13 protein-coding genes are annotated in these 17,172 nt (G+C 64.0%); 1 reads left to right on the top strand and 12 read right to left on the bottom strand.

What is annotated here, in order from left to right; all coding sequences use genetic code 11:
- Positions 1-5 precede the first annotated feature (5 nt).
- From ACEUEL_RS05985 to rpsL, 8 genes are all read right to left on the bottom strand, one after another.
- On the bottom strand, positions 6-302 hold the full coding sequence (locus ACEUEL_RS05985; protein WP_405703136.1) for a 50S ribosomal protein L23: 297 nt from the start codon (positions 300-302) through the stop codon (positions 6-8).
- Positions 299-919 carry a 50S ribosomal protein L4 gene (rplD, locus tag ACEUEL_RS05980; protein WP_405703133.1) on the bottom strand — a complete coding sequence of 207 codons (621 nt, stop codon included), beginning with the start codon at positions 917-919 and terminating at the stop codon, positions 299-301. The genes ACEUEL_RS05985 and rplD overlap by 4 nt, the downstream gene beginning before the upstream one ends.
- Positions 919-1,659, bottom strand: a complete 741-nt coding sequence (gene rplC, locus ACEUEL_RS05975; RefSeq protein WP_405706592.1) for a 50S ribosomal protein L3 — start codon at positions 1,657-1,659, stop codon at positions 919-921. Before rplC ends, rplD begins: the two co-directional genes overlap by 1 nt.
- 22 nt (positions 1,660-1,681) lie before the next feature.
- Positions 1,682-1,990 (bottom strand): 30S ribosomal protein S10, encoded by a 309-nt coding sequence (gene rpsJ / locus ACEUEL_RS05970; RefSeq protein ID WP_068022220.1) that lies wholly within the window; start codon positions 1,988-1,990, stop codon positions 1,682-1,684.
- Positions 1,991-2,105: 115 nt separating this feature from the next.
- The gene (gene tuf, locus ACEUEL_RS05965) at positions 2,106-3,296 is read right to left on the bottom strand and encodes an elongation factor Tu (RefSeq protein ID WP_405703114.1); all 1,191 of its coding nucleotides are present in this window, start codon (positions 3,294-3,296) and stop codon (positions 2,106-2,108) included.
- A gap of 69 nt (positions 3,297-3,365) precedes the next feature.
- Positions 3,366-5,441 (bottom strand): elongation factor G, encoded by a 2,076-nt coding sequence (gene fusA, locus ACEUEL_RS05960; RefSeq protein WP_405703131.1) that lies wholly within the window; start codon positions 5,439-5,441, stop codon positions 3,366-3,368.
- A gap of 27 nt (positions 5,442-5,468) precedes the next feature.
- A complete protein-coding gene (rpsG, locus tag ACEUEL_RS05955) occupies positions 5,469-5,939 on the bottom strand; it encodes a 30S ribosomal protein S7 (RefSeq protein ID WP_405703130.1) in 471 nt (156 codons plus the stop codon).
- 16 nt (positions 5,940-5,955) lie between these two features.
- Complete coding sequence (gene rpsL / locus ACEUEL_RS05950; RefSeq protein WP_018390597.1) at positions 5,956-6,327, bottom strand: 30S ribosomal protein S12; 372 nt, start codon at positions 6,325-6,327, stop codon at positions 5,956-5,958.
- A 659-nt stretch (positions 6,328-6,986) separates the two neighbouring features.
- On the opposite strand from rpsL, the gene ACEUEL_RS05945 reads away from it, so the two are divergent.
- Complete coding sequence (locus ACEUEL_RS05945; RefSeq protein ID WP_405703128.1) at positions 6,987-7,409, top strand: organic hydroperoxide resistance protein; 423 nt, start codon at positions 6,987-6,989, stop codon at positions 7,407-7,409.
- Between the two features lie 84 nt (positions 7,410-7,493).
- On the opposite strand, the gene rpoC is transcribed toward ACEUEL_RS05945, so the two are convergent.
- The 4 genes from rpoC to rplJ all read right to left on the bottom strand — a co-directional run bounded on the left by rpoC (position 7,494) and on the right by rplJ (position 17,146).
- On the bottom strand, positions 7,494-11,681 hold the full coding sequence (gene rpoC, locus ACEUEL_RS05940) for a DNA-directed RNA polymerase subunit beta' (protein WP_405703127.1): 4,188 nt from the start codon (positions 11,679-11,681) through the stop codon (positions 7,494-7,496).
- Between the two features lie 139 nt (positions 11,682-11,820).
- On the bottom strand, positions 11,821-15,951 hold the full coding sequence (gene rpoB, locus ACEUEL_RS05935) for a DNA-directed RNA polymerase subunit beta (RefSeq protein WP_405703126.1): 4,131 nt from the start codon (positions 15,949-15,951) through the stop codon (positions 11,821-11,823).
- A 250-nt stretch (positions 15,952-16,201) separates the two neighbouring features.
- The gene (gene rplL, locus ACEUEL_RS05930; protein ID WP_405703124.1) at positions 16,202-16,579 is read right to left on the bottom strand and encodes a 50S ribosomal protein L7/L12; all 378 of its coding nucleotides are present in this window, start codon (positions 16,577-16,579) and stop codon (positions 16,202-16,204) included.
- A 48-nt stretch (positions 16,580-16,627) separates the two neighbouring features.
- The gene (rplJ, locus tag ACEUEL_RS05925) at positions 16,628-17,146 is read right to left on the bottom strand and encodes a 50S ribosomal protein L10 (protein WP_405703123.1); all 519 of its coding nucleotides are present in this window, start codon (positions 17,144-17,146) and stop codon (positions 16,628-16,630) included.
- Positions 17,147-17,172: the final 26 nt, after the last annotated feature.

Below are 17,172 nucleotides of genomic sequence, written 5' to 3'. Positions count from 1 at the left end.
CCGGCTCACAGACCCGTCGTGATGTCGATGGTATGGCCCTCTTCGAGGGTCACGACCGCCTTCTTCACGTCGGACTGCACGCCCTTGCGACCGCGGAAGACTTTCGTCTTGCCCTTGCGGACCAGCGTGTTGACGCTCTTGACCTTGACGTCGAAGAGCTTCTCGATCGCTTCCTTGATCTGCGGCTTGGTAGCCGTCGGCGCGACCTTGAAAACGACCTTGTTGAACTCGGACGCGTTGGTCGCCTTCTCCGTGATGATGGGAGAGACGATCACGTCGTAGTGGCGCGGATCGAGACTCATTTGAAGCGCGCCTCCAGCGCATCGACAGCCGCCTTGGTCAGCACGAGCGTGTGACGGCGCAGGATGTCGTAGACATTGATGCCCTGGACGGGCAGCACGTCGAGGTGGCCGATGTTGCGCGAGGCGAGACCGAAGTTAGCATCCACCTCGGCGCCCGACACCACCAGAGCATTGCTGAGGCCGAGACCCGCCAACCGCTCCTTGAGCAGCTTGGTCTTCGGCTCCGACAGCACCGCGTCATCGAGCACGACGATCTGCTGATCCTTCGCCTTCGACGAGAGCGCATGCTTCAGCGCCAGCGCCCGCACCTTCTTCGGCAGGTCGCTCGCATGGCTGCGCGCAACCGGCCCGAACGCCTTCGCGCCGCCACGGAACTGCGGCGCGGAAGCCGCGCCGTGACGCGCGCCACCGGTGCCCTTCTGCTTGTACATCTTCCGCTTGGTGCGGTTGACGTCCGCGCGCGACAGGGTCTGATGCGTCCCGGCCTGACGGCGCGAGAGCTGCCACACCACGCAGCGATGCAGGATGTCCTGACGGGGGTCGAGGCCGAAAATGGCATCCGACACCGTCACGGAGCCGGCATCGGCTCCTTCAAGAGTCTTGACGGCGAGTTCCATCACACACCCTCCTCGGCGACGACTTCAGTCGCCGGGGCGACATCCGCAGCCGGCTCGTCGGAACCAGGCAGGCGGAACTTGCCCGGCTTCGGCGCCTCGGCCGGCAGCTTCTTCTTCACGGCATCAGCGACCAGGATCCAGCCGCCCTTGTGGCCCGGCACCGCACCCTCGACCGCGATCAGGCCGCGCTCAACATCGGTCAGAACCACCTTGAGGTTCTGCGTGGTGACGGTCTCGACACCCATATGACCGGGCATCTTCTTGTTCTTGAAGGTCTTGCCGGGGTCCTGACGGCCACCGGTCGAACCGATCGAACGGTGCGAGATCGACACACCGTGCGTCGCACGCAGACCGCCGAAGTTGTGACGCTTCATGCCGCCGGCAAAGCCCTTGCCGGTGGAGGTACCCGTCACATCGACGAACTGGCCGACGACGAAGTGATCGACCGTCAGCTCCGCGCCGACCGGGATCAACCCGTCTTCCTCGACGCGGAACTCGGCGAGCTTGCGCTTGGGCTCGACCTTCGCTACCGCGAAGTGCCCCCGCATCGCCCGCGGCGTGTTCTGCGGCTTGGCGTGACCCACGCCGAGCTGCACCGCGACATATCCGTTCTTGTCGACCGTCCGGTGGGCAACCACCTGGCAATTATCGACTTTCAGCACAGTGACCGGAACGTGTTCGCCGGCATCGGTAAAGATGCGGGTCATTCCGACCTTCTGGGCGATGACGCCTGACCTCATGGCCATGTCCCCCTCGCCTTTCTCAGAGCTTGATCTCGACGTCGACGCCGGCGGCGAGGTCGAGCTTCATCAGCGCGTCCACCGTCTGGGGCGTCGGGTCGACTATGTCGAGGAGGCGCTTGTGGGTGCGCATCTCGAACTGTTCACGCGACTTCTTGTCCACGTGCGGCGAGCGATTGACCGTGAATTTCTCGATCCGCGTGGGCAGCGGAATAGGTCCGCGAACCTGGGCACCCGTACGCTTCGCCGTGTTGACGATCTCGCGCGTCGAGGCGTCCAGTATGCGGTGGTCGAACGCCTTGAGGCGGATCCGAATGTTCTGGCCGTTCATTTGACTTCAGGCTCCCGGAGGGTGCGCCACGTTGGGGCTCGCCATGTGGGCTCAGTCGAGCACCAGGAAAGAAGGGCGCGCCGGCCGAACCGTGCGCCCCTCCCGATTCAAAGACTCACTCGATGATGGCGGCGACGACGCCGGCGCCGACGGTGCGGCCGCCTTCACGGATGGCGAAGCGCAGCTTCTCTTCCATCGCGATCGGCACGATCAGCTGCACGTCCACCGAGATGTTGTCGCCCGGCATCACCATTTCCGTGCCTTCCGGCAGGGTCACCACGCCCGTCACGTCCGTCGTGCGGAAGTAGAACTGCGGGCGGTAGTTCGTGAAGAACGGCGTATGGCGGCCGCCCTCCTCCTTCGTCAGGATGTACGCCTCGGCCTTGAACTTCGTGTGCGGCTTCACCGAACCCGGCTTGCACACCACCTGGCCGCGCTCCACGTCCTCGCGCTTCGTGCCGCGCAGCAGGACGCCGACATTGTCGCCCGCCTGGCCCTGGTCCAGAAGCTTGCGGAACATCTCGACGCCGGTCACCGTCGTCTTCACCGTCGGGCGGATGCCCACGATCTCGACTTCCTCGCCGACCTTGATGATCCCGCGCTCGACGCGCCCCGTCACCACCGTGCCACGACCCGAGATCGAGAACACGTCTTCGATCGGCATCAGGAACGGCAGGTCAACCGGACGCTCCGGCTGCGGGATATACGCGTCCACCTGCGTCATCAGCTCGAGGATCGCGTCGTGACCCAGCACCGGGTCGCCGTTCTCCAGCGCCACCAGCGCCGAGCCGCGCACGATCGGGATGTCGTCGCCCGGGAAGTCGTACTTCGACAGCAGCTCGCGAACCTCGAGCTCGACCAGCTCCAGAAGCTCCGGATCGTCGACCATGTCGCACTTGTTCAGGAACACCACCAGAGCCGGAACGCCGACCTGGCGCGCCAGGAGGATGTGCTCGCGCGTCTGCGGCATCGGGCCGTCCGCCGCCGACACCACCAGGATCGCGCCGTCCATCTGCGCCGCGCCGGTGATCATGTTCTTCACATAGTCGGCATGGCCGGGGCAGTCGACATGCGCGTAGTGGCGGTTCTTCGTCTCGTACTCGACATGCGCCGTCGAGATCGTGATGCCGCGCGCCTTCTCTTCCGGCGCCTTGTCGATCTGGTCGTACGCCGTGAACGTCGCCCCGCCGGCTTCCGCCAGAACCTTCGTGATCGCCGCCGTCAGGGACGTCTTGCCATGGTCAACATGCCCAATCGTTCCAATGTTGCAGTGCGGCTTACTACGGTTGAACTTCTCTTTGGCCACGGGACTCTCCGCCGGTCGAATTTCTTACACTGATGATCAAGGATTACGCAGACAGCTCAGACCGACGCCTCAGGCGTACTTGGCCTGAACCTCCTGCGCGACGTTCGACGGCACCTGCTCATAGTGGTCGAACTGCATGGTGAAGGTCGCGCGGCCCTGGCTGAAGGAACGCAGCGTATTGACGTAGCCGAACATGTTGGCGAGCGGCACCATCGCATTGATGACGTTCGCATTGCCGCGCATGTCCTGCCCCTGGATCTGGCCGCGGCGGGAGTTGAGGTCGCCGATAACCGAACCCGTATAGTCTTCCGGCGTCACGACCTCGACCTTCATGATCGGCTCGAGCAGCACCGGAGCGCCCTTCTGCAGGGCTTCGCGGAAGGCCGCACGCGAGGCGATTTCGAAGGCCAGGGCCGACGAGTCGACTTCGTGGTAGGCGCCGTCGATCAGCTCGACCTTGACGTCTACCACCGGGAAGCCGGCGAGCACGCCCGAACCGAGCACGCTTTCCAGCCCCTTGGTCACGCCAGGGATGTATTCCTTCGGCACCGCACCGCCGACGATCTTGCTCTCGAAGCCGAAGCCCTTGCCGACTTCATTCGGCTCGACCACGAACTTCACGCGGGCAAACTGACCGGTACCACCGGTCTGCTTCTTGTGCGTGTAGTCGATCTCGGTCTTGCGGGTGATCGTCTCGCGATAGGCAACCTGCGGGGCGCCGATATTCGCGTCGACCTTGTAGGTGCGCTTCAGGATGTCGACCTTGATGTCGAGGTGCAGTTCGCCCATGCCCTTGAGGATGGTCTGGCCGCTTTCGAAATCGGTCGACACGCGGAAGGACGGGTCCTCGGCCGCAAGCTTCGCCAGGGCGAGGCCCAGCTTCTCCTGGTCAGCCTTCGACTTCGGCTCGATCGCGATCTCGATGACCGGCTCGGGGAACTCCATCTTCTCAAGGATGACAGGCTTCGCGGGATCGCACAGCGTATCGCCGGTGCGTACTTCCTTGAGACCGGCCAGGGCGACGATGTCGCCGGCATAGGCTTCCTTGATGTCTTCGCGGTTGTTCGCATGCATGAGCAGCATGCGCCCGACGCGCTCCTTCTTGTCGCGGGTCGAATTAAGCAGACCCATGCCGGTCTCGAGCTTGCCCGAGTAGATGCGGCAGAAGGTGATGGTCCCGACGAACGGGTCGTCCATGATCTTGAACGCGAGGACCGACAGCGGATCGGAGTCGCTCGGCTTGCGAACGGTCTCTTCTTCCGTGTCGAAATCGATGCCCTTGATCGCGCCGCGATCGATGGGCGACGGCAGGAAGTCGCACACCGCGTCGAGCAGCGGCTGCACGCCCTTGTTCTTGAAGGCCGAACCGCAGAACACGGGGTTGAAGACGCGCCCGATAACCGCCTTGCGGATGAGGCCCTTGAGGGTCGCCTCGTCCGGCTCAACGCCGTCGAGATAGTTGGTCAGAACCTCGTCGTCGAGCTCGACGGCGGCTTCCAGCAGCTTGCCGCGATACTCGATCGCCTGGTCGAGAAGCTCCGCCGGGATCTCCTCGTCATGATACTTCGCGCCGAGCTCTTCATTGTCCCACACGACCGCCTTCATGCGGACGAGGTCGATGATGCCCTTGAAATTGCTCTCGGAGCCGATCGGCAGCTGGCAGCACACCGGCTTGCCATCCACGCGGTCGATGATCATCTCGACGCAACGGAAGAAGTCGGCACCGGTCTTGTCCATCTTGTTGACGAACACGATGCGCGGCACGTTGTACTTGTCCGCCTGACGCCACACCGTCTCGGTCTGCGGCTCGACGCCCTGGTTGCCGTCGAGCACGCAAACAGCGCCGTCGAGCACGCGCAGCGAACGCTCGACCTCGATGGTGAAGTCGACATGGCCGGGAGTGTCGATGATGTTCAGGCGCTTGCCATGCCAGAAGGCGGTCGTCGCGGCCGACGTGATCGTGATGCCGCGCTCCTGCTCCTGGGTCATCCAGTCCATGGTGGCGGCGCCATCATGGACTTCGCCGATCTTGTGGCTCTTACCCGTGTAGTAGAGGATCCGCTCGGTCGTGGTGGTCTTGCCGGCATCGATGTGAGCCATGATGCCGAAGTTGCGGTAGTCCTCGATAGCGTGCGTGCGCGACATTTCAGTTCCTCGTACCGGCTCTCGTCATCACCAGCGGTAGTGAGAGAAGGCGCGGTTCGCCTCCGCCATGCGGTGGGTATCTTCACGTTTCTTGACGGCGGTGCCGCGGTTGTTGGACGCGTCGAGCAGTTCGCCCGACAGACGCTCCACCATGGTCTTCTCGTTGCGGGCGCGGGCCGCAATGATCAGCCAGCGGATCGCCAGCGCCTGGCGGCGCTCGGGACGAACCTCGACCGGCACCTGGTAGGTGGCGCCGCCGACGCGACGGGAGCGGACCTCGATCGAGGGGCTCACATTGTCGAGCGCCTGGATGAAGACACCCAGCGGCTCCTGCTTGGCGCGGGCCTCGACCACGTCGAGCGCGCCATAGACGATCTGCTCGGCGACGGACTTCTTGCCGTCATACATGACGGCGTTCATGAAGCGGCTCAGCACCTCAGACCCGAACTTGGGATCCGGATTGACTTCGCGGCGCTCTGCACGGTGGCGACGGGACATCGTTCGAGCTCCTAAATCACTTCGGCCGCTTCGCGCCGTACTTCGAACGGCGCTGCTTACGGTTCTTGACGCCCTGGGTATCGAGCACGCCGCGCAGGATGTGGTAACGCACGCCCGGAAGGTCCTTGACGCGACCACCACGGATCATGACGACCGAGTGTTCCTGAAGATTGTGACCTTCACCCGGAATGTACCCGATGACTTCGTAGCCGTTGGTCAGACGAACCTTCGCAACCTTGCGAAGCGCCGAGTTCGGCTTCTTCGGGGTCGTGGTGTAGACGCGGGTGCAAACGCCGCGCTTCTGCGGGCTCGCCTGAAGCGCCGGAACCTTGTTGCGGGCCTTCTGGGCCTCCCGCGGCTTGCGGATCAGCTGGTTGATCGTCGGCACGTCTCTCGCCTTCGTCTCGCTAGCGAGGACAATTGCCCTCGCGAACCCTGTTTGCGCGGCCGCAACCGCATTTTTGCTCTCACCGGACCGGGAACACGTCACGACATCATCCCGACACGCATATTCGCGAACGAAATAAGCGCCGCCGGCCGGAACACGGCCGAGGGCGCTGCACGTTCAGAGGATCGTACGCCACCGATTTCGGTAAACGTTCGATCATGCGCCTGATATGGTCGTACACCTTGTCCCGGCAGCGTCTCGGATTTCTTCGTCCAGACTGGGCGTCCGAACGCGGTAAAGCCGACCGCCTGCCGCGAAAGTCCGGGCCTTCTACGCGGCGACTCGTTCATAGTCAACCCCTTCGGACCAATTAACGGATCGCCACCGGCCATTGGTGACCGTCATAAGGACTCAAGCGCTTCTTTCTCACACGACGCTGCATCCGGGCGAGGATGATCGAGCCGCATCCGCCCGAAATGCGGAGGCGCGAGTCGCGCCCCCTCACCTCTTCGTGTTCAGCGCCAGAGCGTTTCGAGTCGGCGATTTATATCGCGCGCGATATTTCTTCTGGACAAGGGCGGTGACTGACGCTATTAGATACTTCGCAAGCGATATGTGATCGCGATATCTATAAACGATCCAACGCGCAGGAGACGGATATGAAAGTGCTGTACAAGACGGGCGCGACTGCCACCGGCGGACGGACGGGTTCGGCCGCGACCACCGACGGAGCCTTCAAGGTAACGCTCGTCACCCCCAAGGAGTTGGGCGGCCCCGGCGGCGAGGGTAACAATCCCGAGCAGTTGTTCGCCGCCGGCTATGCGGCCTGCTTCCTCGGCGCGGTGAAGTTCGTGGCCAGTCAGGCCAAGGTCAAGGTGAGTGAAGACAGCACTGTGACGTCGTCCGTCGGTATCGGGCCGCGCGACGACGGCACCGGCTTCGGCCTCGACGTGGCGCTCGCCATCCACCTGCCCGGCATCGACAAGGCCACGGCGGAGGACCTGGTGCAGAAAGCGCACATTGTGTGCCCCTACTCCCACGCAACCCGCAACAGCCTCGACGTGAAGCTCTCGGTCGTCTGAACAGACGACGAGTTCTGAAAGGAAAAGGGCCGCTCCGGCAACGGAGCGGCCCTTTATCGTTTCCGTCGAAGGGACGGCAGCGGATCACTCCGCCGCCGCAGGCCCTTCGATCGCCGGCTTGACGACGCCCTCGTCCTCGGCCTGCTGGGCGAGGATGAGGTCGTCGCGCGACGTCGCGGTCACGCGCAGCTTCGCCATCTGGGCGCCGGTGCCGGCCGGGATCAGCCGGCCGACGATCACGTTCTCCTTGAGACCGCCAAGGTCGTCCGACTTGCCATTGACGGCCGCTTCGGTCAGCACCCGCGTCGTCTCCTGGAAGGAGGCGGCGGAGATGAACGAGCGCGTCTGCAGCGAGGCCTTGGTGATGCCGAGCAGAACCGGATGCCCGGACGCCGTCTTCTTGCCTTCCGCGATGAGCTTCTCGTTGATCTCGTCGAGTTCGGAGGCGTCGACCTGCTCGTTGGTGAGCAGATCGCTGTCTCCGGCGTCGTCGATCTCGACCTTCTGCAGCATCTGCCGGACGATCACCTCGATGTGCTTGTCGTTGATCAGCACGCCCTGCAGCCGGTAGACCTCCTGGATCTCGTTGACGAGATAAGCGGCGAGTTCCTCGACGCCCTTGATCGCCAGGATGTCGTGCGGCGCCGGGTTGCCGTCGACGATGAAGTCGCCCTTCTCGACGAGGTCGCCATCCTGAAGATGGATGTGCTTGCCCTTCGGGATCAGGTACTCGACCGCATCATCGGTCGAATCCTGCGGCTCGATCGTGAGGCGGCGCTTGTTCTTGTAGTCCTTGCCGAAGCGGATGGTGCCGGCGATTTCAGCGATGATCGCCGCATCCTTCGGCCGCCGTGCCTCGAACAGCTCCGCCACGCGCGGCAGGCCGCCCGTGATGTCGCGGGTCTTGGCGCTTTCGGTCGGTACGCGCGCCAGAACGTCGCCCGCCTTGATACCGGCACCCGGATCGACCGAGATGATCGCTTCGACCGGCAGGGCATAGCGCGCATCGCCACCACGGGCGAGCTTGGCCACCTTGCCGTCCGAACCCTTCACCACGATCGCGGGACGCAGCTCCGAACCGCGGCCGGTGCGCCAGTCGGTGACGACGCGCTTGGCGATGCCCGTCGATTCGTCGACCGTCTCGCTCAGCGACGCCCCCTCGACCAGATCCTCGAAGCCGACGGTGCCGTCGACCTCGGTCAGGATCGGGCGGGTGTACGGATCCCATTCGGCGATCCGCTGGCCGCGCTTGATCTTGTCGCCCTCGTCCACCTTCAGCTTGGCGCCGAACTGGATGCGGTGCACCGCACGCTCCGTTCCGTCGTGATCGACGATCACCACGGACAGGTTGCGGCTCATCGCGATCAGCTCGCCCTCCGAGTTGCGCGCCACGTTGCGGTTACGGATCCGCACCGTGCCCTCGAAGCTCGATTCCATGAACGAGGAATCGGCCAGCGTCGCCGCACCACCGATGTGGAAGGTGCGCATGGTGAGCTGGGTGCCCGGCTCGCCGATCGACTGGGCTGCGATGACACCGACGGCCTCGCCCATGTTGACGGGCGTACCACGCGCAAGGTCACGGCCGTAGCACGTCGCGCAGACGCCGTTCTTCGCCTCGCAGGTCAGCACGGAGCGGATCTTGATCTCCTGGATGCCGGCCTTCGAGATGCGCTCGACGTCGGCTTCCTCGATCATTCGCCCCATCGGCACGATCACGTTGCCTGTCGCCGGCTCGACGATATCCTCCGCCGCCGTGCGGCCGAGAACGCGCGAGCCCAGCGAGGCGACGATCTGGCCGGCATCGACGATCGCCCGCATGCCGATGCCGTTGGAGCTTCCGCAGTCGAGGGTCGTGATGATGCTGTCCTGCGCCACGTCGACGAGGCGACGGGTCAGGTAGCCGGAGTTCGCCGTCTTCAGCGCGGTGTCCGCGAGGCCCTTGCGAGCACCGTGGGTCGAGTTGAAGTACTCGAGAACCGAGAGGCCTTCCTTGAAGTTCGAGATGATCGGGCTCTCGATGATCTCGCCCGAGGGCTTGGCCATCAGGCCGCGCATGCCCGCGAGCTGCTTCATCTGCGCCGGCGAACCGCGCGCCCCGGAGTGGCTCATCATGTAGATCGAGTTGATCTGCTTGGCACGGCCGGTTTCCGGGTCCTTCTTGACCGCGGAAATCTCCTTCATCATCTCGTCGGCGATGCGATCGGTGCACTTGCCCCAGGCATCGACCACCTTGTTGTACTTCTCGCCCTGGGTGATCAGGCCGTCATTGTACTGCTGCTCGTATTCCTTGGTGAGCGCACGGGTCTCCTCGACCAGATCCCACTTCTTGCCCGGCACGACCATGTCGTCCTTGCCGAAGGAGATGCCCGCCTTGAAGGCGTGGTGGAAGCCCAGCGCCATGATCCGGTCGCAGTAGATCACCGTCTCCTTCTGGCCGCAGTGGCGGTAGACGGTGTCGATCATGTTGGAGATTTCCTTCTTGGTCATCAGCTTGTTGACGACGTCGAAGGGGATCTTGGGATTCTTGGGCAACAGTTCGCCGAGCTTGAGGCGGCCGGGCGTGGTCTCGTAGATCTTCGAGACGCGCTCGCCGTTCTCGTCCACGCCGATGTAGCGACCGCGGATCTTCGAGTGCAGCGTGATGACCTTGCTGCCGAGGGCGTGATCGATCTCGCCCATATTGGCAAAGGCCATGCCCTCGCCGGGCTCGCCGTCGCGCATCAGCGTCAGGTAGTAGAGACCCAGCACGATATCCTGCGAGGGCACGATGATCGGCGCGCCGTTCGCCGGGTGCAGGATGTTGTTGGTCGACATCATCAGGACGCGGGCTTCGAGCTGCGCTTCGATCGACAGCGGCACGTGCACCGCCATCTGGTCGCCGTCGAAGTCCGCGTTGAAGGCGGCGCAGACCAGCGGGTGGAGCTGGATCGCCTTGCCTTCGATCAGGGTGGGCTCGAACGCCTGGATGCCGAGGCGATGCAGCGTCGGCGCGCGGTTCAGCATCACCGGATGCTCGCGGATCACCTCGTCGAGGATGTCCCACACCTCGGGACGCTCCTTCTCGACCAGCTTCTTCGCCTGCTTCACGGTCGCGCTGAGGCCCTTCGCGTCGAGGCGCGAATAGATGAAGGGCTTGAACAGCTCCAGCGCCATCTTCTTCGGCAGGCCGCACTGGTGCAGCTTGAGCTCGGGACCGACCACGATCACCGAACGGCCGGAATAGTCGACGCGCTTGCCGAGCAGGTTCTGGCGGAACCGGCCCTGCTTGCCCTTCAGCATGTCGGCGAGCGACTTCAGCGGGCGCTTGTTGGCACCCGTGATGACGCGGCCGCGGCGGCCGTTGTCGAACAGCGCATCCACCGATTCCTGAAGCATGCGCTTCTCGTTGCGGATGATGATGTCCGGCGCCTTCAGCTCGATCAGCCGCTTCAGGCGATTGTTACGGTTGATGACGCGGCGGTAGAGATCGTTGAGATCCGACGTCGCGAAGCGACCGCCGTCCAGCGGCACCAGCGGGCGCAGGTCCGGCGGGATGACCGGCACATGCGTCAGGATCATCCATTCCGGCTTGTTGCCGGACATCTGGAAGGCCTCGACGATCTTCAGCCGCTTGGCGAGCTTCTTCGGCTTCAGCTCGGTAGTCGCCTCGGCGATCTCCTTGCGCAGATTCGCCGCGATCTGCTCGAGATCCATCCCCCGCAGAAGCTCGCGGATGGCCTCGGCCCCGATCATCGCGGTGAAGCTGTCATCGCCATACTCTTCCTGCGCGCGCAGGTAGTCGACCTCGGAGAGAAGCTGACGCTCCTTCAAGGGGGTGAGGCCGGGCTCCAACACGCAGTAGTACTCGAAGTACAGGATGCGCTCGAGATCCTTGAGCGTCATGTCGAGCAGCAGGCCGATGCGGCTGGGCAGCGACTTCAGGAACCAGATGTGGGCAACCGGAGCCGCCAACTCGATATGGCCCATACGCTCGCGGCGCACGCGCGAGAGGGTAACCTCCACGCCGCACTTCTCGCAGATGATGCCCTTGTACTTCATGCGCTTGTACTTGCCGCACAAGCACTCGTAGTCCTTGATCGGCCCGAAGATGCGCGCGCAGAACAAGCCGTCGCGCTCCGGCTTGAACGTGCGGTAGTTGATGGTCTCGGGCTTCTTGATCTCGCCGAACGACCACGACGCGATCTTGTCCGGGCTCGCGATCGAGATCTTGATCTGATCGAACGTGGGCGCCGGAGCCGCCGGATTGAAGAGATTCATCACCTCTTGATTCATCGCCGTCTCCTTTCGGCTCGGTCAGGACACCGGCGGCACTCGCCGCACCTCTTGTGACCTCGACCGGCAAAACCGTCTCGAATCGGAAAATCGACGATGCGGATCCCGTCGGGGATCCGCATCGGGCGCTCGCAACGCCTCACTCGGCCGCGGGCAGGCTCTCGCCGGGCCCTGGGACGGCCGTGCGGGTCTTGGAATTGACCAGCTCGACGTTGAGGCCGAGCGAACGCATTTCCTTGACCAGCACGTTGAAGCTCTCCGGGATACCCGCCTCGAAGGTGTCGTCGCCGCGAACGATCGCCTCGTAGACCTTGGTACGACCGGCGACGTCGTCCGACTTCACCGTCAGCATCTCCTGCAAGGTGTAGGCGGCGCCGTAGGCTTCGAGGGCCCACACCTCCATCTCGCCGAAGCGCTGGCCGCCGAACTGCGCCTTGCCACCAAGCGGCTGCTGGGTGACCAGCGAATAGGGGCCGATCGAACGCGCGTGGATCTTGTCGTCCACGAGGTGGTGCAGCTTGAGCATGTAGATGTAGCCCACCGTCACCTTACGGTCGAACTCCTCGCCGGTGCGGCCGTCGAACAGCGTCGACTGCGCCGACTTGTCGAGCCCGGCCATCTCCAGGAAGTGCTCGATGTCGGCCTCGCGGGCGCCATCGAACACCGGCGTGGCGATGGGCACGCCGCGCCGGAGATTGCTGCCGAGTTCGACGAGGCCGTCCTCGTCGAGCGATTCGATCGTCTCGTCCTTGCCGTAGATCTTGCCGAACGCGTCCTTCAGCGGGGCGACATCCTGGCTCTCGCGATAGGCCTCGATGGCACGGTCGATGACCCTGCCGAGACCCGCGCACGCCCAGCCGAGATGCGTCTCGAGAATCTGCCCGACATTCATGCGGCTCGGCACGCCGAGCGGGTTGAGCACCATGTCGACCGGAGTGCCGTCCTCGAGGAACGGCATATCCTCGACCGGAACGATGCGCGAGACCACGCCCTTGTTGCCGTGACGGCCGGCCATCTTGTCGCCCGGCTGGATCTTGCGCTTCACCGCGATGAAGACCTTGACCATCTTCATCACGCCCGGAGGCATCTCGTCGCCGCGCTGGAGCTTCTCGACCTTGTCCAGGAAGCGCTGCTCAAGGCGCTTCTTGGATTCGTCGTACTGGTTCCGGATGGCTTCCAGTTCGCTCATCATCTGGTCGTCGGCGACGGCGAACTGCCACCACTGACTGCGCGGGTAATCCGCCAGCAGCGTGCGGGAGATCGCCGTCTCCTTCTTGAAACCCTTCGGCCCGGCAACGCCAACCTTGCCGTCCAGCATTTCGGCGAGACGGCCGAACACGTTGCGGTCGAGGATCGCCTGCTCGTCGTCGCGGTCCTTGGCGAGACGCTCGATCTCCTCGCGCTCGATCGCCTGGGCGCGCTCGTCCTTCTCGACGCCGTGGCGGTTGAACACGCGCACTTCGACGATGGTGCCGGTGACGCCCGGAGGAACGCGCAGCGAGGTATCGCGCACATCCGCCGCCTTCTCGCCGAAGATGGCGCGCAGCAGCTTCTCTTCCGGCGTCATCGGGCTCTCGCCCTTCGGCGTGATCTTGCCGACGAGAATGTCACCCGCCTGCACTTCCGCGCCGATATAGACGATGCCGGCCTCGTCGAGGTTCTTCAGCGCCTCTTCCGACACGTTCGGAATGTCGCGCGTGATCTCCTCGGGCCCGAGCTTGGTGTCGCGGGCCATCACCTCGAACTCTTCGATGTGGATCGACGAGAAGATGTCGCCCTTCGAAATGTTCTCGGACAGGAGGATCGAATCCTCGAAGTTGTAGCCGTTCCACGGCATGAACGCGACGAGGATGTTCCGGCCGAGCGCCAGATCGCCGAGATCGGTCGAGGGACCGTCGGCGATGATGTCGCCCTTCTTCACCCGGTCGCCCACCCGCACCAGCGGGCGCTGGTTGATGCAGGTCGACTGGTTGGAACGCTGGAACTTCTGCAGCCGGTAGATGTCGACGCCCGACTTCGACGGATCGTTCTCCTCCGTCGCGCGGATGACGATACGGGTCGCGTCGACCTGATCGATCACGCCGGTGCGACGCGCCGCGATGGCAGCACCCGAATCGCGAGCGACCACCGACTCCATGCCGGTGCCGACGAACGGCGCGTCGGCACGGACCAGCGGCACCGCCTGACGCTGCATGTTGGAGCCCATCAGCGCGCGGTTCGCGTCGTCGTTCTCGAGGAACGGAATGAGCGCCGCGGCGACGGAAACCAACTGCTTCGGCGACACATCCATGAAGTCGACGCGGTCGGGCGTGACCATCAGCACGTCACCGGCATGGCGACACACGATCAGGTCCTCGACGAAGCGCCCTTCGCTGTCGAGCGGGATGTTCGCCTGGGCGACGTAGTACTTCCCCTCCTCCATGGCGGAGAGATAGACGACCTCGTCCTGCACCTGGCTGTCACGCACGCGGCGGTACGGCGTCTCGATGAAGCCGTACTTGTTCACGCGCGCAAAAGTGGCGAGCGAGTTGATCAGGCCGATGTTCGGACCTTCCGGCGTCTCGATCGGGCAGATGCGGCCATAATGCGTCGGGTGCACGTCGCGCACCTCGAAGCCGGCGCGCTCGCGCGTCAGACCGCCGGGACCGAGCGCCGAGAGGCGGCGCTTGTGGGTGATCTCGGACAGCGGGTTGGTCTGGTCCATGAACTGCGAGAGCTGCGACGAGCCGAAGAACTCGCGCACGGCGGCGGCCACCGGCTTCGCGTTGATCAGGTCCTGCGGCATCACGGTATCGATGTCGACAGACGACATGCGCTCCTTGATGGCGCGCTCCATGCGCAGCAGGCCGACGCGGTACTGGTTCTCCATGAGCTCGCCGACCGACCGGACGCGGCGATTGCCGAGATGGTCGATGTCGTCGATCTCGCCCTTGCCGTCGCGCAGCTCGACCAGCGTCTTGATCACCGCGAGGATATCCTCGCGGCGCAGCACGCGGACCGTGTCGGCGGCGTCGAGGTCAAGGCGCATGTTCATCTTCACGCGGCCGACGGCCGAGAGATCGTAGCGCTCGGCATCGAAGAACAGCGAGTGGAACATGGCCTGCGCGGAGTCGAGGGTCGGCGGCTCGCCGGGACGCATCACCCGGTAAATATCGAACAGCGCGTCCTCGCGGGTCAGGTTCTTGTCGATCGCCAGCGTATTACGGATATAGGCGCCGACATTGACGTGGTCGATGTCGAGCACCGGCACCTCGTCATAGCCGACGTCGGCCAGCAGCTTGAGCGTCTTCTCGGTCACTTCCTCGCCGGCTTCGACATAGATCTCGCCGGTGGACGGGTTGACGAGATCCTCGGCAATGTACTGGCCGACCATCTCCTCGTCGGAGATGCGCAGCGCCTTGAGGCCCTTCTCGGCGAGCTGGCGCGCCTGCCGGACGGTGACCTTCTTGCCGGCCTCGACCACCACTTCGCCGGTATCGGCGTCGACGAGGTCGGCGACCGCCTTGTACCCCTTCATCCGCTTGGGATCGAACGGCATGCGCCAGCCGTCCTTGGTCCGGGTAAAGACCAGGTGATCGTAGAAGGTGTTGAGAATTTCCTCTCCGTCGAGGCCGAGCGCAAACAGCAGCGACGTCACCGGAATCTTCCGGCGACGGTCGATGCGTGCATAGACGATGTCCTTGGCGTCGAACTCGATGTCGAGCCAGGAGCCACGATAAGGAATGATGCGAGCGGCGAAGAGCAGCTTGCCCGAGGAATGCGTCTTGCCCTTGTCGTGGTCGAAGAACACGCCGGGCGAGCGGTGCATCTGCGAGACGATCACGCGCTCGGTGCCGTTGACGATGAACGTGCCGTTCATCGTCATCAGCGGGATGTCGCCCATATAGACGTCCTGCTCCTTGATGTCCTTGACAGACTTGGAGCCGGTATCGGGGTCCACATCGAACACGATAAGGCGCAGGGTCACCTTCAGCGGAGCGGCAAAGGTCATCCCGCGCTGGCGGCATTCGTCGACGTCGTACTTCGGCGGTTCGAATTCGTAGCGGACGAACTCGAGCATGGCCGAGCCCGAGAAGTCGGAAATCGGGAAAACCGACTTGAAAACCGCCTGAATGCCGTCGTCGTCGCGTCCGCCCTTCGGCTCGTCGATCTGCAGGAACTGGTCATAGGACGCCTTCTGAACCTCGATGAGGTTCGGCATCTCCGCCACTTCCTGGATCTTGCCGAAAAATTTGCGGACCCGCTTACGACCGGTGAACGTCTGCGCCATGTCGCTCCTCGCTCCGTCCGAGTATCCGTCGGCATATCCGCTATCCAGATGGACAGCCGGATCGCCATTCATGCTGCAGCCGGTCCCCGATGCCGCGCGCGTGGACATCGGTTTCCGGCTCGCCTCTACCGACGGCTCGCCGCACGACCCTTAATCCGAAGGTCGCCCGGGGAACCGTCCCAACCCGTCGCCCCACCGGGCGACGAAGGGACCGCCGGGCGCAAGCCCGACGATCCCCGATCTCAGAAGCTCACTTGAGCTCGACCTTGGCGCCAGCCTTCTCGATCTGGGCCTTGATCTTCTCGGCTTCTTCCTTGGACACGCCTTCCTTGACCGGCTTCGGCGCGGCCTCGACGAGGTCCTTGGCTTCCTTCAGGCCGAGGCCGGTGATGGCACGCACTTCCTTGATCACCTCGATCTTCTTGTCGCCGGCGGCGGCAAGAACGACGGTGAACTCGGTCTGCTCTTCGGCGGCCGGAGCGGCAGCGCCGGCGGCGGGAGCCGCAGCGACAGCCACGGCGGCAGCGGCGGAGACACCCCACTTCTCTTCGAGAAGCTTGGCGAGCTCGGCGGCCTCGAGGACGGTCAGGTTGGACAGCTCGTCGACGAGCTTGGACAGATCAGCCATTTCTTAAGTCCTTGGATTTCGGTTCGAACCAGAATTACCGGTAAAGCCTCACGCGGCTTCGTTCTCTTTGGCATAGGCCCCGAACACGCGGGCGAGCTTCGCCGCCGGCGCGGTGGTGAGCTGCGCGATCTTGGTCGCCGGGGCCTGGATGAGGCCGACCAGCTTCGCACGCAGTTCATCCAGCGAGGGCATCGTGGCGAGCGCCTTGACACCATCGGGATTGAGGGCCGTCTTGCCCATCGCTCCGCCAAGAATGACGAACTTGTCGTTCGCCTTGGCAAAGTCGACGGCAACCTTCGGCGCCGCGACCGGATCGTTTGAATAAGCGATCAGGGTCGGTCCCTTCAGCAGGGAGGCGACATGCGCGACGTCCGAACCTTCGAGAGCGATCTTGGCGAGGCGGTTCTTTGCCACTTTCACGGTCGCGCCATTGGCCCGCATCTGACGGCGCAGGGCCGACAGCTGGGCAACGGTGAGGCCGGAATAGTGGGCCACGACCACCACCGAGGTGTTCTTGAACACCTCGGAAAGCGACGTGACGAGCTCTTCCTTTTGAGCGCGATCCACTTCTCTGCTCTCCGGTGGCGAAGGGG

Source organism: Ancylobacter terrae, from assembly GCF_045108345.1.
Taxonomy (GTDB): domain Bacteria; phylum Pseudomonadota; class Alphaproteobacteria; order Rhizobiales; family Xanthobacteraceae; genus Ancylobacter.
The sequence above is the reverse complement of the archived record's forward strand: the minus strand, read 5'-3'. Positions and strand labels throughout refer to the sequence as shown.